General features: G+C 73.6%; 18 protein-coding genes. 6 read left to right on the plus strand and 12 right to left on the minus strand.

Annotation, left to right across the window (positions count from 1 at the left end; genetic code table 11):
* Positions 1-173: 173 nt before the first annotated feature.
* Complete coding sequence (locus tag ACFY1T_RS13610) at positions 174-1,052, plus strand: alpha/beta fold hydrolase (RefSeq protein WP_390788262.1); 879 nt, start codon at positions 174-176, stop codon at positions 1,050-1,052.
* Positions 1,053-1,058: 6 nt separating this feature from the next.
* On the opposite strand, the gene ACFY1T_RS13615 is transcribed toward ACFY1T_RS13610, so the two are convergent.
* From ACFY1T_RS13615 to ACFY1T_RS13630, 4 genes are all read right to left on the minus strand, one after another.
* Positions 1,059-1,838, minus strand: coding sequence for a hypothetical protein (locus ACFY1T_RS13615; protein WP_390788263.1), 780 nt, complete (start codon positions 1,836-1,838; stop codon positions 1,059-1,061).
* Positions 1,839-1,919: 81 nt separating this feature from the next.
* Positions 1,920-2,795 (minus strand): S1 family peptidase, encoded by an 876-nt coding sequence (locus tag ACFY1T_RS13620; RefSeq protein ID WP_390788264.1) that lies wholly within the window; start codon positions 2,793-2,795, stop codon positions 1,920-1,922.
* 148 nt (positions 2,796-2,943) lie between these two features.
* Positions 2,944-3,774, minus strand: a complete 831-nt coding sequence (locus tag ACFY1T_RS13625) for a DUF1684 domain-containing protein (RefSeq protein WP_390788265.1) — start codon at positions 3,772-3,774, stop codon at positions 2,944-2,946.
* Between the two features lie 94 nt (positions 3,775-3,868).
* Complete coding sequence (locus tag ACFY1T_RS13630) at positions 3,869-5,191, minus strand: DUF5685 family protein (protein WP_390788266.1); 1,323 nt, start codon at positions 5,189-5,191, stop codon at positions 3,869-3,871.
* A 282-nt stretch (positions 5,192-5,473) separates the two neighbouring features.
* Between ACFY1T_RS13630 and ACFY1T_RS13635 the strand changes: the two genes are divergently transcribed.
* Entirely contained in the window at positions 5,474-5,923 is a 450-nt protein-coding gene (locus ACFY1T_RS13635; protein ID WP_030161760.1) for a cell division protein SepF, read from the plus strand.
* A 62-nt stretch (positions 5,924-5,985) separates the two neighbouring features.
* Here ACFY1T_RS13635 and ACFY1T_RS13640 read toward each other — a convergent pair whose 3' ends face one another.
* Entirely contained in the window at positions 5,986-7,155 is a 1,170-nt protein-coding gene (locus tag ACFY1T_RS13640; RefSeq protein WP_390788267.1) for an acyl-CoA dehydrogenase family protein, read from the minus strand.
* Positions 7,156-7,251: 96 nt separating this feature from the next.
* Complete coding sequence (locus ACFY1T_RS13645) at positions 7,252-8,916, minus strand: MFS transporter (protein ID WP_390788268.1); 1,665 nt, start codon at positions 8,914-8,916, stop codon at positions 7,252-7,254.
* Positions 8,917-9,208: 292 nt separating this feature from the next.
* Between ACFY1T_RS13645 and ACFY1T_RS13650 the strand changes: the two genes are divergently transcribed.
* Together ACFY1T_RS13650 and ACFY1T_RS13655 are read left to right on the plus strand one after the other, a co-directional pair.
* Positions 9,209-10,324: a hypothetical protein gene (locus ACFY1T_RS13650; protein ID WP_390788269.1), complete on the plus strand. Its 1,116-nt coding sequence runs from the start codon at positions 9,209-9,211 to the stop codon at positions 10,322-10,324.
* A gap of 261 nt (positions 10,325-10,585) precedes the next feature.
* Positions 10,586-11,683, plus strand: a complete 1,098-nt coding sequence (locus ACFY1T_RS13655; RefSeq protein ID WP_390788270.1) for a phosphatase PAP2 family protein — start codon at positions 10,586-10,588, stop codon at positions 11,681-11,683.
* Between the two features lie 384 nt (positions 11,684-12,067).
* Here the strand turns inward: ACFY1T_RS13655 and ACFY1T_RS13660 are convergent, their stop codons facing one another.
* Both ACFY1T_RS13660 and ACFY1T_RS13665 read right to left on the minus strand, forming a co-directional pair.
* Positions 12,068-13,033 (minus strand): helix-turn-helix transcriptional regulator, encoded by a 966-nt coding sequence (locus tag ACFY1T_RS13660; protein ID WP_390788271.1) that lies wholly within the window; start codon positions 13,031-13,033, stop codon positions 12,068-12,070.
* Between the two features lie 61 nt (positions 13,034-13,094).
* Entirely contained in the window at positions 13,095-13,823 is a 729-nt protein-coding gene (locus ACFY1T_RS13665) for a transglycosylase family protein (RefSeq protein WP_390788272.1), read from the minus strand.
* Between the two features lie 302 nt (positions 13,824-14,125).
* On the opposite strand from ACFY1T_RS13665, the gene ACFY1T_RS13670 reads away from it, so the two are divergent.
* Positions 14,126-14,923, plus strand: coding sequence for a hypothetical protein (locus ACFY1T_RS13670; RefSeq protein WP_030870611.1), 798 nt, complete (start codon positions 14,126-14,128; stop codon positions 14,921-14,923).
* A gap of 216 nt (positions 14,924-15,139) precedes the next feature.
* Positions 15,140-15,514: a hypothetical protein gene (locus ACFY1T_RS13675; RefSeq protein ID WP_390788273.1), complete on the plus strand. Its 375-nt coding sequence runs from the start codon at positions 15,140-15,142 to the stop codon at positions 15,512-15,514.
* 20 nt (positions 15,515-15,534) lie between these two features.
* Here ACFY1T_RS13675 and der read toward each other — a convergent pair whose 3' ends face one another.
* From der to ACFY1T_RS13695, 4 genes are all read right to left on the minus strand, one after another.
* Positions 15,535-16,995, minus strand: a complete 1,461-nt coding sequence (der, locus tag ACFY1T_RS13680; RefSeq protein WP_030870617.1) for a ribosome biogenesis GTPase Der — start codon at positions 16,993-16,995, stop codon at positions 15,535-15,537.
* Between the two features lie 75 nt (positions 16,996-17,070).
* Positions 17,071-17,760, minus strand: a complete 690-nt coding sequence (locus ACFY1T_RS13685) for a 1-acyl-sn-glycerol-3-phosphate acyltransferase (protein WP_078861073.1) — start codon at positions 17,758-17,760, stop codon at positions 17,071-17,073.
* Positions 17,715-18,413 carry a (d)CMP kinase gene (gene cmk / locus ACFY1T_RS13690; RefSeq protein ID WP_030870623.1) on the minus strand — a complete coding sequence of 233 codons (699 nt, stop codon included), beginning with the start codon at positions 18,411-18,413 and terminating at the stop codon, positions 17,715-17,717. The genes ACFY1T_RS13685 and cmk overlap by 46 nt, the downstream gene beginning before the upstream one ends.
* Positions 18,414-18,529: 116 nt before the next feature.
* Positions 18,530-19,618, minus strand: coding sequence for a prephenate dehydrogenase (locus ACFY1T_RS13695; protein WP_030870627.1), 1,089 nt, complete (start codon positions 19,616-19,618; stop codon positions 18,530-18,532).
* Between the last annotated feature and the right edge of the window lie 85 nt (positions 19,619-19,703).

Below are 19,703 nucleotides of genomic sequence, written 5' to 3' on the forward strand. Positions count from 1 at the left end.
CTCCCCCAAAAACCCACCTGACCTGCTGTTTCAACCAATGACCAAAGCCCCTGCTCGCTTGTGAAATCTTTCACAAGAATTTCTCCCCGCTCTCACTCTCCGCATTCCCCGCCCCGCCGCAGACCGGCCGTGCTTCCATCGGAGGCAGGGCGTCGCAGCGGGAGGGAGCCGGGATGCGCATCGAGGTGGGCCGGGGCGACGGGCGGAAGGTGATCGCGCAGCAATGGGGGGCTCCCGACGGCTCACCGGTCCTGCTGCACCACGGCATGCCGGGCAGCCGCCTCGGCGTCGCGCTCGGCGACGCCCCCGAACGCCATCCGCACGTCCGCTTCTTCGCCTACGACCGGCCCGGCTACGGGGACTCCGGCCGAGCACCGGGGCGGTGCGTGGCCGACGCGGCCGACGACTCCGCCGCCGTCGCGGACGCCTTCGGCATCGGCCGCTTCGCGGTCGTCGGCCGTTCCGGGGGCGGTCCGCACGCGCTCGCCTGCGCGGCCCTGCTCCCCGACCGGGTGACGGCCACGGCCTGCCTGGTCGGCATGGCGCCCCGCGACGGCGCCGGACTCGACTGGTATGCCGGCATGACCCCGTACAACGTGGAGCACTACACGCTCGCGGACCACGACCCGGCGGCGCTGGAACTGCGTCTCTCCGCCCGGGCGGAGGAGATCCGCCGGGATCCCGGCCGGCTGCTCGAGGACTTGCGCGGGGACCTCCCGGCCGCGGACCTGCGGATCCTGGCCGACGAGCGGGTGCGCCAGTCCGTCCTGGACAACTTCCGTGAGGCGCTGCGGACCTCCGCGTACGGATGGCTGGACGACTCCCTCGCGTTCCGCCGGCCCTGGGGGTTCGACCCGGGAGGGATCACCGGCCCCGTCATGCTCTGGCACGGCGCCGAGGACGTGTTCTCCCCCGTGGGCCATTTCCACTGGCTCGCGGAACGCATCGGGCACGGCACAGCGGTGCTCAAGCCCGGAGCCGGCCATTTCGCGGCGCAGTACGCCCTCTCGGAGGCACTGGACTGGCTGCGGGGCCAGGAGGTGTCCGCCTAGGGGGCGTCATCCGGCGGGCGGCGCGGTCCTGGGTACGGGCACCGTCGGCGCACTCGCCCGGGGCTGCTCCACGGGTGCGGCCACCGATTCCCGGGCACCCTTGAGGCAGTCGATGACCCGCTCGTGCATGTCCCCGACGCTGTCCACCACCTGGATGCGCATGTGGAGGGCCTGTACCTCGTCGACGAACCGCTTCGAGAAAACCCCCACGGCTATCGTCTCGTAGGTACCGGTCGCCACCAGCGGGAATCCCGCTCCGAAGCTGACCAGGCGGAATTCGACGGCGGGCCGCAGCCCCGCCTCGCCCAGCCGCTCACCGGCTTCGCCCAGGCTCAGCCACGCCCCCTCGGGAACCGGCCTCCCGTCGAACGGATCGCCCTGCATCACCACGAAGTAGTCGACGCGATGCACCCCCACGTTGTGCTGGCCGCCGTTGAGGACGCCGGTCTTCCAGGCCTTCGACTCGCCCGGCAGTTCCCCCTCCACGTACTCGGAGCGCCACCCCAGCATCGGCCGTACCGTACGCGCGTACTGGGCGCGGGCCAGGACGGCGCCGGCTGCCACGGCCAGCAGGCTCGCGAGGGGTTCGGCGCCCATCAGCTGGAGCCGCCACGGCCAGTGGGCGCGGGAGGCTTCGGACATGTTCCCCCGCACGATCTCCCAGACGAGTACGACGCCCAGGAGGCAGAGCAGCACCAGGGGTGCGGTGAACAGCCAGCGGTTACGCCGGATCCGGCGCTGCGCGTCGGGCGCGGAGCCTCCCCGCGCGGAAGGTGCACCGGCCATGTGCGCCACCCCGTTTCCCCTGAAAGGCGAGCCCCCGCCCAGGAGTTGGGCGGGGGCTCATTGTGTCGCAGGGCGGACGGGTCAGTACACGCTCACGCCGTAGGCGTTGAGGGCCTCGACCGCGGGCTGGAAGAAGGTGGTGCCGCCCGAGGTGCAGTCGCCGCTGCCCCCGGAGGTGAGGCCGATGGCGCGGGTGCCGGAGTAGAGGGGGCCGCCGCTGTCGCCGGGCTCGGCGCAGACGTTGGTGCGGATCATGCCGTAGACGATGTCGCCGCCGCCGTAGTTGACGGTGGCGTTGAGGCCGGTCACCGAGCCGCCGTGGGTGCCGGTGGTGGAGCCGCGCCGGGTGACGGACATCCCGACGGTGGCGTTGGCGGCGCTGGTGATGTCCTGGCTGCCGACGGTGCCCGGCGGCACCGGCGAGCTGCTGGCGTACTTGATCAGGCCGTAGTCGTTGGTCGGGAAGCTCGAGCCGACGGTCGAGCCGACGGTGGTGGTGTGCGAGGAGTTCGTCCACCAGGTGCCGGCGCCGTCGGTGCAGTGCCCGGCGGTCAGCACGTAGTACGTGTTCCCGCTGCGCACGTTGAAGCCGAGCGAGCAGCGCCAGCCCGAGGTGTAGATGGCGTCGCCGCCGGAGATCAGCTTGCGCAGCTTGCCGGGGGTGCGCTCGATGCGCAGGGCCCCGGCTTCGGCTCCGGCCTCGCTGCGGATCCTGGCGATGTCCGCGGCGGAGACGGTGGAGTCGGCGGTGACCACGAGGGTTCCGGCGGCCGGGTCGGCGTACCAGGCGGTGCCGGCGACGTCGGCGCGCTGGACGGAGGCTCCGGCCGCGGCGAGCCGCGCCGCGCTGAAGCCGGTGTCCGCGCTCGCCGCGGTGGGGGCGGCGAGCCCGGCGACGGCCGCCAGGCCGGCGGCCACGGCGAGCAGCCGGGTACGGGTGATGCTCTTGATCCTCACTTCTCGTCCTCCCGGGAGGGATCGGGGGCCCGGCGGACAGTGGGGGGCGCCGGAGCCCGTGAGGCGCAGCCGGGGGTACGGCGGGCGCACTGGATTTCGTCGTGCCCCTGACAAGCCCTCGGAAGGCGCTGTCGGGAGTGTCTCGGCGTCAGATTCGGGCGGCAAGGGCATCTTTCAGCCTCCGCTCGCCCGCCGCGACCTCGAAGGGCAGGGTGTTCCCCGGTGGCGGGAACGGGCAGATGAAGTGGTCTGCGAAGGCGCAGGGCGGCAGCACGGTCCGGTTGAAGTCGACGGTGATCGAGCCGTCCACCGGGTCCGGAACCCCCGGCTTGAGGAAGCGGAAGCGGTAGCTGGAGCTCCCCGCGGTGGCATCGCCGATCACGGCCCAGAGGCTGCCGTCGTCCTCGTCGACGGCGACCTGCAGGGTGTGCTCGGCGCCCCGGTACGCGAAGCTCAGCTCGCCGCCGAGGCCGAACCCGCGCGCCCGCCCGTCGGCGTTCGCCACCTGGACGGTCCGGTCCTCCTCGTACGGCCGGAAGCGCCCCGGAAGGACGAAGTCCGGGTCGTACGGGGTGGCCTCGATGCCGGCGAAGGCGCGCCGCGCCGCGGAGCCGGGGTCGAAGACCCGGACCGCCCACTCCCCCTCGCGCCGGATCACGGTGATCCGGAGGTCGTGGGCGGCGGCGACCCGGGAGCGCGCGGGCGGGGCCTCGTCGGCGGCGAGTACGGCGTCGCCGGTGAAGGGTTCGCCGTCGAGGGCGAGGCCGTCCTCGACGGCGGCGCTCAGCGCCACCCCGCCCTCGGTGGCGCGCCAACGCCCCGGAACGGCCGGAATTCGACCTTCCGGGTAGTCCGAGAGCCAGTGGGTGCCGATGAGGGAGAGGGGGCCGTAGGGGGCGGACACGGAAGCCACCCGGTGCTCGTGCCATTTCCGCCAGGCGGTCTTCGGATCGTCTGCGTCATCTGCGTCATCGCTCATGCCGCTCAACCCTTCCACACGGACCCGGACGGGAATCTCCCTGTACGCCGTCCGGCCCCGTGGGTGCCTGACGGGCCCTCAGGCCGCTGCGGGCTCAGCAGTCGCAGCCGCACCCGTCGCAGCAGCACCCGTCGCAGTTGCAGCAGTCGCAGCAGCCGTTGCAGTCGGAGCAGCTCTCGCAGCACTCGCACGCATCGCACCACGGGTCCCGCTTCTGGCGGGACCACGGCCCCTCGTGCTCCGTGCAGCACAGCTGGCAGGTGCAGAACAGCCCGATGGAGACGGCGCAGCCCGCGAGCAGCCCTCGCCGCGGCCTCTGCGGCGGCAGGCCTCCTCCGGGGCCCCCGGGCGGCCCGGGCATCCAGGGCCCGCCGGGCCCGCCCGCGCCGCCGTACGGATTCCCTCCGTACAGGTTCCCGCCCTGGCCCCCGTACGGACCGCCGCCGTACGGACCGCTGCCGTACGGGCCCGCCTGCCCCGGGCCGTAGCCCTGCGGCGGCGCCCCTTGGCCGCCCTGCCCCGCGGCGTTCATCTCCGCGCGCCCGCCCGAGTGCGCGCAGCCGCCGACCCCGAAGGCCCGGTCCACCGAGGTCTTCAGCTCGTGCACGAGCAGCCGGTGGGCCAGCCCGGAGTCCGCGAACTCGACCTCGCGCAGCGCCAGCCGGATGCCGTGCAGGGCGTCGTCGGCCAGCCGCCGCGCCTCGGCGAGCGGGGTCCCGGTGGCCGTGAGCGGGTTCCAGGCGCCCGCGGCGGCGTCCGCGGCCTGGTCCTCGACCGCGTCCAGCAGGTGCGCGAGACGCCCGAAGTAGCGGCCCGCCTCGGCGAGCGCGGTGGCGTTGCCTGGCCGTCCCGCCAGCTGCGCGGTATGGGCGAAGGCCGCGGCGGTCGCGGTCTCCGTGGGCTCGGTCACCACGAGCACCGGCGTGCCGGGCCCGGCGAGCGCCTCGATGCCCTCCTGCCGGTCCACGGCGTCGACGAGGACGGCCGTGTCGAAGCCGATCCGGGCCCCGGCACGGGCCCCGGCCCGGTCCCAGCCGCGGGCCACCTTGCGCGCGGCGGCGGCGATCGGCGCGCGGGCCAACAGCCCGTCCCGGTCCGCCACGTGGTCGCGCACCTTCGCCGAGGCGAGGACGAGCGAGACGGCGGCCGCGAGCCGCGCGCCCTCTCCCTTGGCCACCGCCGCGGTCCGCATCCCGCGCAGCGGGCAGGGGCCGGCCGTGCGCCGCGAGCCGGGCGCCGGTCCGGACTGAGCCTCCGTCAGAACGGAGACGAGCAGCCCGTCATAGTTGGTCACGATCCGGGCGAACTGTCCGTGATCCGCGCGAAGTGCCAGGCACAGCCCGCAGAGATGGGCCATCCACTCGGTCTTGAAGCGCTCTCCCAGCCGGTGCGAGCAGGGTCTGACGATGCCGAACAAACCGGTCCCCCGTGTGTCATACGCGTGCGTGATGCGCATCGTATCGAGCGGGATCGTTCACCCATACGTCCGTGTCGGTCACCCACACGGCGGCAGCGGTCGTATTTTCACTCAGACAGCAGCGGTAGCCGCCAGGAAGCTTGACGGTGCAACGGATGTTCTGCACCAGTACCGTCACGAAACCCCTGCGCGGCGGCTATCCACTTGGCGCGTTGTCAGCATCATGGACGACCATAGGGGCAGCAGAGAGAAGACAACCGACCGCGGTGAAAGGAGGCGTCCATGGGTTCGGTACGCAAGGCGAGTGCCTGGTTGGGTCTCGTGGAGGACAGCGACGACGAGCGTTACTACGACGACGACTACGCGGAGGCCGCTCAGGGTTCCGTCTCGGGCCCCGGCGACCAGTGGGTCACCGACCCCCGTGTCAAGGTCGCGTCCGAGTCGGCCGTCGAGCAGGGCCGGCGCATCGCGACGGTCACCCCGGACGGCTTCCGTGACGCCCGCGGCATCGGCGAGCTGTTCCGCGAGGGCGTCCCGGTGATCGTGAACCTCTCGTCCATGGACCCGGCCGACGCCAAGCGCGTGGTCGACTTCGCGGCCGGTCTGACCTTCGGCCTGCGCGGCTCGATCGAACGGGTGGCGACCAGGGTCTTCCTGCTGACCCCGGCCGACACCCAGATCGTGAGCGGCGAGCCCGCCGGCCGCTCGCGCGACTTCTTCAACCAGAGCTGAGCGGTGGGGGCACCTCTGGGGGTACCCCCGGACGGAGTCTGGGGGAGGTGGCTGGGGGACTCTCACCGGAAGGCGTCGAGCCCGGTGAGCGCCTTGCCCAGCACCAGCTGGTGCATCTCGACGGTGCCCTCGTAGGTGAGCACCGACTCGAGGTTCGTGGCGTGCCGCATGACGGGGTACTCGAGCGAGATCCCGTTGGCACCGAGGATGGTCCGCGCGGTGCGGCAGATGTCGATGGCCTCGCGGACGTTGTTGAGCTTGCCGAAACTGATCTGCTCCGGCCGCAGGGTGCCCGCGTCCATCCGCCGGCCCAGGTGGTGGGCGAGCAGGATGCCCTTGTGGAGTTCGAGCGCCATGTCGGCGAGCTTCGCCTGGGTGAGCTGGAAGCCGCCGATGGGCCTGCCGAACTGCTCTCGCGTCCTCGCGTAGTCGAGCGCGGCCTCGAAGCTGGCGCGTGCCGCGCCCATGGCCCCCCAGACGATCCCGTACCGCGCGTGGCTGAGGCAGCCCAGCGGCCCCTTGAGCCCGGTGACCCCGGGAAGCACCGCGTCCGCGGGCAGCCGTACGTCGTCCATGACCAGCTCGCTGGTCACGGAGGCACGCAGCGACCACTTGTGCTTGATCTCGGGTGCGGAGAACCCGGCCGAGTCGGTGGGGACGGCGAACCCGCGGATCCCCTCGTCGGTCTGCGCCCACACCACGGCCACGGCCGCGACACTGCCGTTGGTGATCCACATCTTGCGGCCGTTCAGCACCCAGTCGGTGCCGTCGCGCTTCGCGTACGTGCGCATGGCCGCCGGGTCGGAGCCGACGTCGGGCTCCGTCAGCCCGAAGCAGCCGATCAGCTCGCCCGCGGCCATGCCCGGGAGCCAGCGCTGCTTCTGCTCCTCGGAGCCGTACTTCCAGATCGCGTACATCGCGAGCGAGCCCTGGACGGAGACGAGGGACCGGATCCCGGAGTCGGCGGCCTCCAGCTCCAGGCAGGCGAGACCGTACTGCACGGCGGAGGCCCCGGCGCAGCCGTACCCCTCCAGCGACATCCCGAGCGCCCCGAGGGCCCCGAGCTCTCTCGCCAGCTCCCGGATCCCGGGCAGCTCGCCGCTCTCGTACCACCCGGCGATGTGCGGCAGCACCCGGTCTGCGGCCCAGCCGCGCACGGTGTCGCGGATGGCGAGGTCCTCGGGCGCGAGGAGCTCGTCGATCCCGAGCGGATCGGTGGGTACGAAGGGCACGGCGCCTCCTGGTGCGGACCTGCGGTTCGAAACCTAGCGGTGCAAGTTTGTCCTCGCGGCCGCCCGCGGTCCACCCCCCACCTGCCCGCGCGGCGGTCAGGCCGGGCGGGCGGCCCGGTCGCGGTCCGGCTGCGCGGCGGCGGGGACGCGCCCGGCGCCGGAGCCCGCCTGGGCGGGCAGCCGCACCGGCTCGGCGTCGGCATCGCACTCGGCGGAGTCGGGACACTCCATCACCCGCGGCAGCCTCAGCGCCATCACGGCCCCCGCCAGCAGCAGCCCGGCGCTGACCACCAGCGTGACGTGCAGCCCGTGCACGAACGACAGCCGCGCCGCGGCGTACAGCGACTGGCCCGCCGCGCCCCCGAGCGCCCCCGCGATCTGGTACGCCTCGCCCAGGGAGTTCGCGGCTCCCGCCGCGTCCGCCGCCGACACCCCCGGCACGTGCGTCAGTCCCGGAGCGTAGGCCGCGTTCATGACGCTGCCGAGCAGCGCGATGCCCATCCCCGCGCCCAGCTGGTACGAGGTCTCGCCTATGGAGGCCGCACCGCCGGCCGCGGCCGCGGGGGCCTCGCTCAGCATCGACTCGTACGCCGCGAACAGCGTGGTCTGCAGACCGAAGCCGAGCAGGATGAACCCGGCCGTGAGCAGCACCGGCCGGTCGTGCTGCCCCATGAACGTCAGCAGCAGCACGGCGAACGCCGTCAGCACGAAGCCCAGCGACACCATCGTCCGCGGCCCGACCCGGGCCAGCGTGTACGACCCGGTGGCACCCGCCGCCATGGCCGCGAAGGTCAGCGGCAGCAGCCGCAGCCCGGTCTCCAGGGGGCTGAGGTGCAGCACCAGCTGCAGGTACTGGACCGCGATCAGCTCCAGCCCGACCAGCGCCAGCATGGCGAGCACGATGCACCCGACGGACGTCGAGAACGCGGCGCGCGAGAACATCCGCATGTCGATCAGCGGGTGCGGGCGCCGCTTCTGCCGCCGCACGAAGAAGATCAGCAGCGCCACGCCCAGCAGCAGCGGCACCAGCGCCTCGGCGTCGAGGAGCCGGCGCTCCGCGCCGATCCTCTTGATCCCGAGGACGAAGCCCAGCACGCCGGCGGCGGCCATGAGCGCGCCGACCACGTCCCACGGCCCGTCGGCGGTGCCGCGCGACTCCGGCAGCAGCCAGCGCCCGAGCGGCAGGACCAGCGCCATGAGCGGGATGTTGATCAGGAAGACCGAGCCCCACCAGAAGTGCTGGACGAGGAACCCGCCGAGGACCGGCCCACTGGCCGCGCCGATGGCGGCGACGGCGGTCCAGATGCCGATGGCGAGGGCCCGCTCGCGCCGGTCCGGGAAGACCTGCCGCAGGATGGACAGGGTGGCCGGCATGATCATCGCGCCGCCGACGCCGAGCAGCGCGCGGGCCGCGATCAGGACCTGGGCGTTGTCGGCCAGGGCGGCCAGGGCGGAGGCCGCGCCGAAGAGCCCGTATCCGAGCAGGAGTATCCGGCGGCGGCCGACCCGGTCGCCGAGGGTGCCGAAGAGGATGAGCAGCGCCGCGCAGACCAGCGGGTAGGCGTCGACGATCCACAGGAGCTCTACCGCGCCGGGGCGCAGGTCCTCCGTGACGGAGGGGACGGCGACGTGCAGGATCGTCGCGTCGAGCGCGACGAGGACGAGGCTGACGCAGAGCACCCCGAGGACGAGCCAGCGGTTGGTCCCGCCGGAGACGGCGCGCAGCCTCAGCCGGACGGCGGCCGCGTTCGTCCCCGACATGCATGTACCTCCCAGATGATCGCTCGCACTCGGCGGACCAGCGTTTGCGGAGCCACGGTGGTGGTGCGCTGAGCGGCGTCCTACGGGGTCCGGCATCGACACGCGAGTGAAGCGTCAGCGTACGCGAGTTCGTCTGCCCGACACGTGGCCAAGCTCTCACCCCGGCGGCGGCCCCGGTGTGGCGTGCGCCACTCGATCCACCCCGCCCGCCCCCTCTCCCCTCCTCCGCGTACACGCGCGGTCACGACCCGTGGTTCTGCGCCGACGGCACGCGTGGACGCCACCGATAATCATGCCCGTGAAAGATCTTGGATTTCGCCGGGCCGCGCCCGCCCTGGCCGTCTTCGCGGCGGTCCGGCTGCTCGGGCTGGCCGTGCTCGCGCTCTGGTGCGCGGCCGCCGGCAGCAGCCCGCACACGCTGCTGTCGGCGCGCTGGGACTCGCTCTGGTACGCCCGCATCGCCGCCGAGGGATACGGGTACGAGGTGCGCCTCCCGAACGGGGACGTCCACTCGAACCTGGCCTTCTTCCCGCTGCTGCCCTGGCTGGAGCGGCTGGTCTCGGCGCCGACCGGGCTGCCGTACGGATCCGCGGGACTGGTGGTCTCGGTGGTGGCCGGGCTCGCCGCGGCCTGGGGGATCTTCGCGGTCGCCGATCTCCTGTACGGCCGCCGGGCCGGGGTGTTCGCCGCCGGGGTCTGGGCCGCGCTGCCCGTCGGGATCGTGCAGTCCATGGCCTACAGCGAGTCGCTGTTCACGGCGCTGGCCGCCTGGGCGCTGTACGGGGCCCTGCGCGGCCGGTGGCTGACGGCCGGCCTGCTCGCGGCCGGGGCGGGGCTGACCCGCCCGGTCGGCGCCGCGGTGGTGGCGGCGGTCTGGGTGGCGGCCGCCCTGGCGTGGCGGGGCGGCGAGCGGTCCTGGCGGATGGCGGCGGGCGCGGCGCTGGCCCCGCTGGGCGCGGCCGCGTACGTGCTGTGGGTCGGGGCGCGCACCGGCGACGGGCTGCTCGGCTACCTGGACGTGCAGGGCGGCTGGGGCAACGGCTTCGACGGCGGCTGGGCGTTCGCCCGTTTCATCGGGGCGAAGCTGGCCTCCTCCGCCGCACCCGCCGGGATCGGGCTGATCGCGGGGGTCGTGCTGGTGCTGTGGCTGTACGGGCTGTGCGTACGCCGGCGCCAGCCGGCCGCGCTCCTCGTCTACTGCGGGATCGTCGTGGCGCTGGCGCTCTGCGCGTCGGGGTACTTCGGCTCCAAGCCGCGGCTGCTGCTCCCGGCGTTCCCGCTGCTGCTGCCGGCGGCGGTGGCCCTGACCCGGTGGCGGACCGGTCGGGCGGTCGCGGTGCTGGGCGCGGCTGCGCTGGCGTCGGCGGTGTACGGGGCCTTCTGGCTGAACGGGTCGGGGCCTCCGTAGCGGCCCGCCCCGGCGCCCGCCGCGGGGCCGCGTAACGGAATGGATCATTCCGATCCATCTTTCAGCAAAGTAATTGAGCTGCGGTGATAAAGCGCGGCTAAGTATGCGAAAGAATGGCCAGGGCATTGGATCAAGACGGCTCCAACTAATGCCGGAATCCCCGGAATTAAGCCCCACGTGAGACCAACTCCACATCACATGGTCATCACAAAGCCCCTGATTCGACCGGGCCGCCCATCGGCGCGCGGTAACGTCGATTGAGTGCGTACCGACCAAATCCTGACCCGTCTGGAGCGGGTGTTCGCCCGGCTGGACCGGGAACCAGAGCGACCGGCTCATCTGCAAACACCGCGGATGAGCCGGCACCGCGTCGTGCTCCTCGGATCGACCCTCGCGTTCTACCTCGCGATCGTGGTGGCCGTCCTGACCACGTCCTGGCTCGTCCGCCTGGACTGGCAGGTCATGTTCTTCCGGCCGTACGAGCAGTGGCCGCAGATCCACGCCTTCCTCGACTACCTGGTCGTCCTCGGCCAGCGCGGGCCCACGGCGGTGATGGTCGCGGCCTGGCTCGGCTGGCGCTCCTGGCGCCAGCACACCCTGCGCCCGCTGATCGCCCTCGGCGTCGCCCTGCTCCTGCTCAACATCACCGTCGGCTCGGTGAAGCTCGGCCTCGGCCGGCTCGGTCCGCACTACGCCACGCAGATCGGCTCCGCCGAACTCTTCGCCGGCGGCGATATATTTCCTTCCGGCCACACCGCGAACGCCGTCGTGACCTGGGGGATCCTGGCCTACCTGGCGTCCACCACGGTCACCCGCCGGGTGCTGTCCATCCTCTCGGCGGTCGTCTCGCTGAGCGTCGGCGCCACCACCGTGTACCTCGGCACCCACTGGGTGAGCGACGTCCTGCTCGGCTGGACCGCCGGCCTGCTGATCATGCTGGCGCTGCCCTGGTTCGAGCCGCTGATCGCCGGCGTCGAGGCCCGGGTCTTCGCACTGCGGGAGCGGCTGCGCCGCCGGCTGGAGACCGGAACCGTGCCCGTCCCGGTCGCCACCGCGCTCACCCCGCTGCTCTCCGCGGGAGGCAAGTGGCAGCTCCGGCTCGACGACGGCGCCTGCGCGACCGGCCCCGCAGGCCCGCAGGAGCCCGCCGCCGTGCCCGTCCCGGCGTCCGCGCAGGCGGCCGCCGCGGGCTCCGCGCACGCCCCGGCGCCCCGGCCCGCCGCGCACATCTCCGGCCGTCCGCACCTGATCCGGTCCGAGCGGACCCCGGTCACACCGGCCGGCAGCCGCCGCCCGGCCCACGCCGAGCGGCCCGCCACCGCGGCCCGGGCCGCGGCCCGGCCGGCCACCGGCGGCTGACGCCCCGTCCGGGGCGACGCGGGCCGTACGGGACACCGCGGGACGGTACGCACCACCTCACCCCGCACCACCGAGGCGGGCCGGGTCACCACCCGGCCCGCCTCGGCCATTTCGGTGACCCCCGCAGCACACCCGACCGGAACGTCAGCGCAGCGCCCGGAGGTTCGTCCGTACCGGGTCACGCTTGGGTCACGGAATGTCGACAGTTCTTTGACGGACCCGGCTTCATCCGCGCCGCCGCGAAATCGTGCGCGCGCCATTCTTTTTCCGGCCCGCGACAAGCCCTCCGGACATCCTGTTTCGCATTCCGCCCGGGACCTCCGGAATTTCCCCGGGGATTGCGCGGCGCACCCGGATCGGCAGGGGTGAACCCCCTCGGTTTCCTTACATCTTCTCCACGGCCCGCCCGAGAAGGTCCCGGGCCGCTCTGATCCGGTCCGCCAGCTCCGGCGGCTCCACCACCTCGAACTCACAGCCGAGCAGCATGACGTGAATGACGAGGACGTCGAGGTTCACGGCCCCCGTCCGCAGCAGACAGCTCTCGGCGTCGAGCGGCTCCAAAGCCCCCTGGCTGGGCCCCACGAGGGCGGCCGCCGCCTCCGCCGGCAGCTTCAGCCTCAGCACGGCCCGGGCGGCGTACGCGGCCTGCGCCACACCGCGCGACACGTACGCGGCGAGGTCCTCCGCGGGCGCCGGGCGCGGGGTGAACCGCGGCCCGTGCGGCGGGCGGGGCTCGATCCGGTCGGCGCGGAAGGTCCGCCAGTCCTCCCGGTCCAGGTCCCATGCGACCAGGTACCAGCGCCGCTCGGTGCAGACCAGCCGGTGCGGCTCCACCACGCGGCGGCTGACGCTGCCCCCGTGGTCCCGGTAGTCGAAACGCAGCCGCTCGCTGTCCCGGCAGGCGGCGGCGATTCCGGTCAGCACGGAGGCGTCGACCGTGGCCCGCCCCGGGCCGCGCAGCATCGGCACGGTGAACTCGTTGAGCGCCGACACCCGCCGCCGCAGCCGCCCCGGCAGCACCTGCTCCAGCTTGGCGAGCGCCCGCACGGACGCCTCCCCGATCCCCTCGACGCCGTTCCCGGCGGCCGTCCGCAGACCCACCGCGACGGCGACGGCCTCGTCGTCGTCGAGCAGCAGCGGCGGCAGCTCGGCCCCCGCGCCCAGCTGGTAGCCGCCGCCGGTGCCGGGGCTGGCGTTCACCGGGTAGCCGAGCTCCCGGAGCCGGTCCACATCGCGCCGGACCGTCCTCGGGGTCACGCCGAGGCGCTCCGCGAGATCGGCGCCGGTCCATTCGCGGTGGGCCTGCAACAGGGACAGCAGGCGGAGCAGTCGGGCGGAGGTCTCCAGCATGCGCAGCAGTCTGCCGGTACCCCGGCCCGCGGCCGAATCGCCCCCGCGGCCCGAGCCCCCGTCAGGGAGCCGGTACGGCCGCGGGGGTGGGCGCAGGGGTCGGAACCGGAGCCGGGACCGGCGAGGCGGCCGGGGCCGGCGTCGGAACCGGAGCCGGAACCGGAGCCGGAACCGGAGTCGCGGCCGGGGCCGGAGCCGACGGCGGCAGGGCCAGCAGCGTGCCCACCACCAGCTCCTGCGGCTTCGGGCCGATCACCGCCCGGTTCGCCTCGTACAGCGCCTGCCGGCCGCCCTTCACCCGGTACCGCCGGGCGATCTTCTCCAGCGTGTCCCCGGTCCGCACCACGTGCATCCGCCCCGCCAGCCCGTACCGCTTCGAGCACACCGGCCACGCGTCCCACCCCTGGAACCCGACCACGTCCTCGGCCACCCGGATCTGCTGCTCCCTGGTCGCCAGATCGGCCCGCGCCGCGAAGACCAGCCCGCCGTACTCCTCCCACGTCGGCTGCCAGAACTGCAGGCCCCCGTAGAAGCCGTTGCCGGTGTTGACCGCCCAGCGCCCGCTGCTCTCGCAGTCGGCCACGCAGTCCCAGGGCCACTGCCCGCCGGGGCCGCAGTCCCCCGGCCCGGTCCCGATGATCCCGGGCGAGCCGGGGTGTGCCGCCCCCGCGGGCCCGGGAGCGGGGGGCGGCGGGGCCGCGCCGGCCCCCGACGGGAGTACGAGGACGAGGGCCAGCGCGGCGGCGGCAGCGGCCGCCGGGGCGGCCCGCCGGATCCGGAGGTCGGGCATCGCGTCACGCTACGCAGCGCCGCGGCGTCCGCCCGGCCTTGCCACGCGGCCCGGCCCGCGGCCCACCCGGTCGGCTCAGCCGCCACCCCCGCCGGAATCGACCAGGAGCGGCCACCAACTGGGCACATCCAGAAAAGAGTTGGCACGAAAAGAAAGCCCCGGTCCGACCGTTCACCCCTCCGGGGGCCAGGTTCGATTCCGTTCCCTCAAACGGCGTGACCCCGGCCGCCGCTCGGCCGTTGAGCCCGGCGAGCCGGGAACCGCCCGGCCGCCCCCGCTCGCCTAGTCCGAGGAGCCAGCCCGTGCCCCGCATGCTCGACGTCAGTGATGAGGTACGTGCCGAGATCGGTGACGAAGAAGCCGAGAGGCTGCTCACCGGCGACGACGCACCGCGCAGCTACGACTGCACCTCCTGCCGCACCCCGGGGGACCCCGAGACCGACCGCACCAGCACGGTGCTGTTCGTCGGCGAGGAGACGGCCGTCCTCGCGTTCGCCCACGCCGGCTGCATCCCCTCGCAGGTGGTGACCGTCTCCGAGGAGCAGCTCCAGGGCGCGGTCCGCAGCATCACCGGCGACAGCCCCGCCGGCGGCAGCGCCCCGCAGAACGTGCCGGGCGGCCAGGCGGTCCTCGGCATCACCAGCGGCCTGGTCCTGATCGGCGGCGAGCTGCACCCGGCGCTCGTGGTCGAGCCGACCGCGCCGATCGCCCGCCCCGGCACCAGCGGCCCCGGCGACGACTTCCTGCCGCTCCTGATCGAGCAGGGGTTCATCCCGGTCACCGACACCGCCGAGCTGCCCTCCCCGCTCGCCGGCTGGTCGGTCCTGCTCGCCGCGGGCCAGCTGCACGCCGTGCTCCAGCCCGGCACCGAGGGCGGCGGCCAGGTCGCCTGGTGGCAGGCGCACCAGGCCCTGTCGGTCACCGACGGCTGGCGGGCCGCCGTCAACAAGACGCAGCGCGTGCTGATCTACGCCGCTCCGGTCGGCTCCATCGGCCAGCAGCCCCGCGAGGACCTGCTCCGCGACGCGCTGGACAAGGCCGCCGCCGGCGGCAAGCTCGTGGCGGCCTCGATGCCGCTGGCGGGCACCTCCGGCGTCTGAGTCCAGGCGCAGGCAGGGGATCCCGGAACACCGCGCCGCACCCGTCGAGGGTGCGGCGCGGTCTGCGCCGGGGGTACGCGGTCCATCCCGCGCACCCCCGGCGATCTGCGTTTTTATGGTTCCCGCCCGCATCCGCAGGGCCCCGGGTTCGTTGGCTGATACGTGCATTCATACGACCCATCCCGCGCCCCTGCCCACGCGAGCGCCGTCTCCCCGATGCGCCCCGCCGTCTCGCACACCCCGATCTACGACACGCTCTACTCGGAGTACCTGCGCGCCTTCCGGGCCCTGCCGGGCGACCGTACGGGCGAAGAGGACCTCGGGTTCACGGCGTTCTCGTACGCGAGCGGCGGCGCCCCGTACGGAGGAGGCTCGTACGGGAGCGGCTGGAACGGCTCGGCATGGCAGACCGACCCGTGGCCGGCCTCGTACACCCCCGCGCCGCAGCCCTCGTACGCGTACGCCGGGTCCACGACCGCCGGCGGCGAACACGGCGCCGCCGGCCCCGCATACGCCGGCGGGCGGCAGCACCACACCGGAATGCACCACATCCCGGCGGCCCTGCCGCCCGCTCCGCGCCGGGGCTACTGACCCCGGACCGCCCTCGCCGCCTACTTCTTCTTGTACTGCGCGCCGCGCTTCTCGCGCACCCGCACGGAGATGTGGATCGGGGTCCCCTCGAAGCCGAACTCCTCGCGCAGGCGGCGCTCGATGAAGCGCCGGTAGCCGTGCTCCAGGAAGCCGGAGGCGAAGAGGACGAACCGCGGCGGCTTGCTCCCCGCCTGGGTGCCGAACAGGATGCGGGGCTGCTTGCCGCCGCGGATCGGGTGCGGGTGGGCCGCGACGACCTCGCCGAGGAAGGCGTTCAGCCGGCCGGTCGGGACGCGCGTCTCCCAGCCCGCGAGGGCCGTCTCGATCGCCGGGACCAGCTTCTCCATGTGGCGGCCGGTGAGCGCCGAGACGTTCACCCGGGGCGCCCAGGCGACCTGCTGCATCTCGGTCTCGATCTCGCGCTCGAGGTAGTAGCGGCGCTCCTCGTCGAGCTCGTCCCACTTGTTGTACGCGATCACGATCGCGCGCCCGGCCTCGACGGCCATGGTGATGATGCGCTGGTCCTGGACGCTGATCGTCTCGGTGGTGTCGATCAGGATGACCGCGACCTCCGCCTTCTCGACGGCGGCGGCCGTGCGCAGGGAGGCGTAGTAGTCGGCGCCCTGCTGGAGGTGCACCTTCTTGCGGATGCCCGCGGTGTCCACGAACTTCCACGTGATGCCGCCGAGCTCGATCAGCTCGTCGACCGGGTCGCGGGTGGTACCGGCCAGCTCGTTGACGACGACACGGTCCTCCTTCGCGACCTTGTTCAGCAGCGAGGACTTGCCGACGTTCGGACGGCCGATGAGCGCGATGCGCCGGGGGCCGCCCACCGGGGCGCCGCCGAAGGTCTGCTCGGGCGCCTCGGGCAGCGCCTCGAGGACGGCGTCGAGCATGTCGCCCGTGCCGCGGCCGTGCAGCGAGGAGACCGGGTGCGGCTGGCCGAGGCCCAGGGACCACAGGGAGGCCGCGTCGGACTCGCCGCTCTGGCCGTCGACCTTGTTCGCGCACAGGACGACGGGCTTGCCGGCCCGGCGCAGCAGCTTGACGACGGCCTCGTCGCTGTCGGTGGCGCCGACCTTGGCGTCGACGACGAAGACGACCGCGTCGGCGGTCTCGATGGCGTACTCGGCCTGCGCGGCGACGGCGGCGTCGATGCCGAGGACGTCCTGCTCCCAGCCGCCGGTGTCGACGACCTTGAACCGGCGGCCGGCCCACTCGGCCTCGTACGTGACGCGGTCGCGGGTGACACCGGGCTTGTCCTCGACGACCGCCTCGCGGCGGCCGATGATGCGGTTCACCAGGGTCGACTTGCCGACGTTGGGACGGCCCACGACGGCGAGCACGGGCAGCGGCCCGTGGCCGGCCTCCGCGATCGCGCCCTCGACGTCCTCAACTTCGAAGCCTTCCTCCGCGGCGAGCTCCATGAACTCCGCGTACTCGGCATCGCCAAGTGCTCCGTGGTCGTGCTGGTCGTTCATGAAGTCCGTTCCTCGTCGTTCGTGGTGATCGGTGGTGCCCGCGCAGCGCGGTTCCACTACTAGGTCAAGTCTCGCTCAGCGCCCGGTGAGGCGCTTGGCGTCGGCCAGGTGGGCGGTCAGCCTGCTCTGGATGCGTGCGGTGGCCTCGTCCAGGGCCGTGCGGGTGCGGCGGCCGGTGCCGTCGCCCGCGTCGAAGGCGGAGCCGAAGACGACGTCGACCCGGCTCTTGAACGGCGGCAGTCCGCGGACCAGCCGCCCTTGGCGCTCGGTGCTGCCGAGCACGGCCACGGGCACGACGGGCGCGCCGCTGCGGACCGCGAAGTAGGCGAGACCGGCGCGCAGCGAGGCGAAGTCGCCCTCGCCGCGGGTGCCCTCGGGGAAGATCCCCAGGGCTCCGCCGTTCTCCAGCACCGCGAGCGCCTTGCCGATGGCGCCCCGGTCCGTGCCCGTACGGTCGACCTTGACCTGGCCGATCCCGTCCAGGAACGGGCCGAGCGGGCCGACGTACGCCTCCTTCTTGATGAGGAAGTGCAGCGGCCGCGGGGCGGTGCCCATGACCATCGGCCCGTCGATGTTGTGCGCGTGGTTCACGGCAAGGATGACAGGCCCCGAGGCGGGCACGCGCCAGGCGCCCAGCACGCGCGGCTTCCACAGCCCGTACATGAGGCCGATGCCGATCCGCCTGCCGAGCGCCGCACCCTTCAGGGAGGGCGTTCCGCTCACGTGCGCGCCGCCCGCTTCTCCTCCACCAGCGTCACGACGCATTCGATGACCTGGTCGAGCGTGAGCTCGGTGGTGTCGACCTCCACGGCGTCCCCGGCCTTGGCCAGGGGGGAGGTCTTGCGGCCCGAGTCGGCGGCGTCGCGCTTGATCAGCGCTTCCTTGGTGGCCGCGAGGTCCGTGGCCTCCTTGCCGCGCAGCTCACCGCTGCGGCGCGCGGCGCGGGCCTCGGGGGACGCGGTCAGGAAGATCTTGAGGTCGGCGTCGGGCAGGACGGTGGTGCCGATGTCCCGCCCCTCGACGACGATCCCGCCCTCGGCCGAGGCCGCGATGGAGCGCTGGAGCTCGGTGATCAGGGTGCGCACCTCCGGGACGGCGCTGACGGCGCTGACCTTGGAGGTGACCTCCTGGGTGCGGATCGGGCCGGAGGCGTCCAGGCCGTCGACCGTGATGGTCGGGGCGGCCGGGTCCGTACCGGAGACGATGCCGGGCTTGCCGGCCGCCACGGCGATGGCGTGCGGGTCGTCGGTGTCGATCCCGTTGGTGATCATCCACCAGGTGATGGCCCGGTACTGGGCACCGGTGTCCAGGTAGCGCAGCCCGAGCTTGGCGGCCACGGCCTTGGAGGTGCTGGACTTGCCCGTGCCGGAGGGACCGTCGATGGCGACGATCACGGCGGACGGAGCTGCGGTTTCCACGGTGCGGGCACCTTCCTGGTTGCGCGTACGTGTCCGGGCGCGCCAAAGCGCCCCTCCCCAAGGTTACCGGCCCCGGACACGGGCGCCGCCCAGTACCGCCGAGGCGGCCCGGCCGGCTACTGCTGGCGCAGGGCCCAGCCGCGTTCGCGCAGCTCCGCGGTGAGGGCCGCGGCCGCCCCGGGATCGACCATGAGCTGGACGAGACCGGCCTGCTGGCCCGTGGCGTGCTCGATCCGCACGTCCTCGATGTTGACCCCGGCCCGCCCGGCGTCGGCGAAGATCCGCGCGAGCTCGCCCGGCTGGTCGCTGATCAGGACGGCGACCGTCTCGTACGCCATGGGCGCCGCGCCGTGCTTGCCCGGCACCCGGACCCGGCCCGCGTTGCCGCGCTTGAGGACGTCCTCGATGCCGGCCGCCCCGCCGCGCCGCTTCTCCACGTCCGCCGACTGGAGCCCGCGCAGGGCGTCGACCGTGGCCTCCAGGTCGGAGGCGATGCCGGCGAGGACGTCGGCGACCGGGCCGGGGTTGGCCGAGAGGATCTCCACCCACATCCGCGGGTCGGAGGCGGCGATCCGGGTCACGTCCCGGATCCCCTGCCCGCACAGCCGTACCGCCGTCTCGTCGGCCTCCTCCAGGCGCGCCGCGACCATGCTGGACACGAGCTGCGGGGTGTGCGAGACCAGTGCCACCGCCCGGTCGTGCGCGTCGGCGTCCATGACCACCGGTACGGCCTTGCAGAGGGCCACGAGTTCGAGCGCCAGGTTGAGCACCTCGTGGTCGGTGTCCCGGGTCGGGGTCAGCACCCAGGGCCGGCCCTCGAAGAGGTCGGCCGTCGCGGCGAGCGGGCCCGACCGCTCCTTGCCGGCCATGGGGTGGGTGCCGATGTACGCCGTGACGTCCACGCCGAGGGCCGCGAGCTCCCGGCGGGGGCCGCCCTTGACGCTGGCCACGTCGACGTAGGCGCGGGCCACGCCGCGGCCGATCGCCTCGGCCAGCGTCGCGGCCACGTGGGCCGGCGGTACGGCGACGATCGCGAGGTCGACCTGGCCCTCGGGAGCCTCGTCGGTGCCGGCGCCGAGGGCGGCGGCCGTACGGGCTTGGGCCGGGTCGTGGTCGGCGAGGTGGACGGTGATCCCGCGGGCGGTCAGGGCGAGCGCCGCGGAGGTGCCGATCAGTCCGGTTCCGATCACGACGGCGGTTCTCACGGGGGCGCTCCAGGGATGCGGTGACGGGTGGCTGACCGGCCGTGACGGCGGGTCAGGGCCAGAGTAGCCAGCGCACACGCCGCGA

The organism is Streptomyces sp. NPDC001194 (assembly GCF_042896985.1).
Taxonomy (GTDB): domain Bacteria; phylum Actinomycetota; class Actinomycetes; order Streptomycetales; family Streptomycetaceae; genus Streptomyces.

Bases quoted from the DNA above. Each gene is read 5' to 3' on its own strand.
- ACFY1T_RS13610 (WP_390788262.1), top strand. From the start codon at position 174: ATGCGCATCGAGGTGGGCCGGGGCGACGGGCGGAAGGTGATCGCGCAG.
- ACFY1T_RS13675 (WP_390788273.1), top strand. From the start codon at position 15,140: ATGCGCCCCGCCGTCTCGCACACCCCGATCTACGACACGCTCTACTCG.
- ACFY1T_RS13615 (WP_390788263.1), bottom strand. From the start codon at position 1,838: ATGGCCGGTGCACCTTCCGCGCGGGGAGGCTCCGCGCCCGACGCGCAG.
- ACFY1T_RS13625 (WP_390788265.1), bottom strand. From the start codon at position 3,774: ATGAGCGATGACGCAGATGACGCAGACGATCCGAAGACCGCCTGGCGG.
- ACFY1T_RS13645 (WP_390788268.1), bottom strand. From the start codon at position 8,916: ATGTCGGGGACGAACGCGGCCGCCGTCCGGCTGAGGCTGCGCGCCGTC.
- ACFY1T_RS13665 (WP_390788272.1), bottom strand. From the start codon at position 13,823: ATGCCCGACCTCCGGATCCGGCGGGCCGCCCCGGCGGCCGCTGCCGCC.
- ACFY1T_RS13635 (WP_030161760.1), top strand. From the start codon at position 5,474: ATGGGTTCGGTACGCAAGGCGAGTGCCTGGTTGGGTCTCGTGGAGGAC.
- ACFY1T_RS13685 (WP_078861073.1), bottom strand. From the start codon at position 17,760: ATGCGTCGTGACGCTGGTGGAGGAGAAGCGGGCGGCGCGCACGTGAGC.
- der (WP_030870617.1), bottom strand. From the start codon at position 16,995: ATGAACGACCAGCACGACCACGGAGCACTTGGCGATGCCGAGTACGCG.
- ACFY1T_RS13660 (WP_390788271.1), bottom strand. From the start codon at position 13,033: ATGCTGGAGACCTCCGCCCGACTGCTCCGCCTGCTGTCCCTGTTGCAG.
- ACFY1T_RS13650 (WP_390788269.1), top strand. From the start codon at position 9,209: ATGCCCGTGAAAGATCTTGGATTTCGCCGGGCCGCGCCCGCCCTGGCC.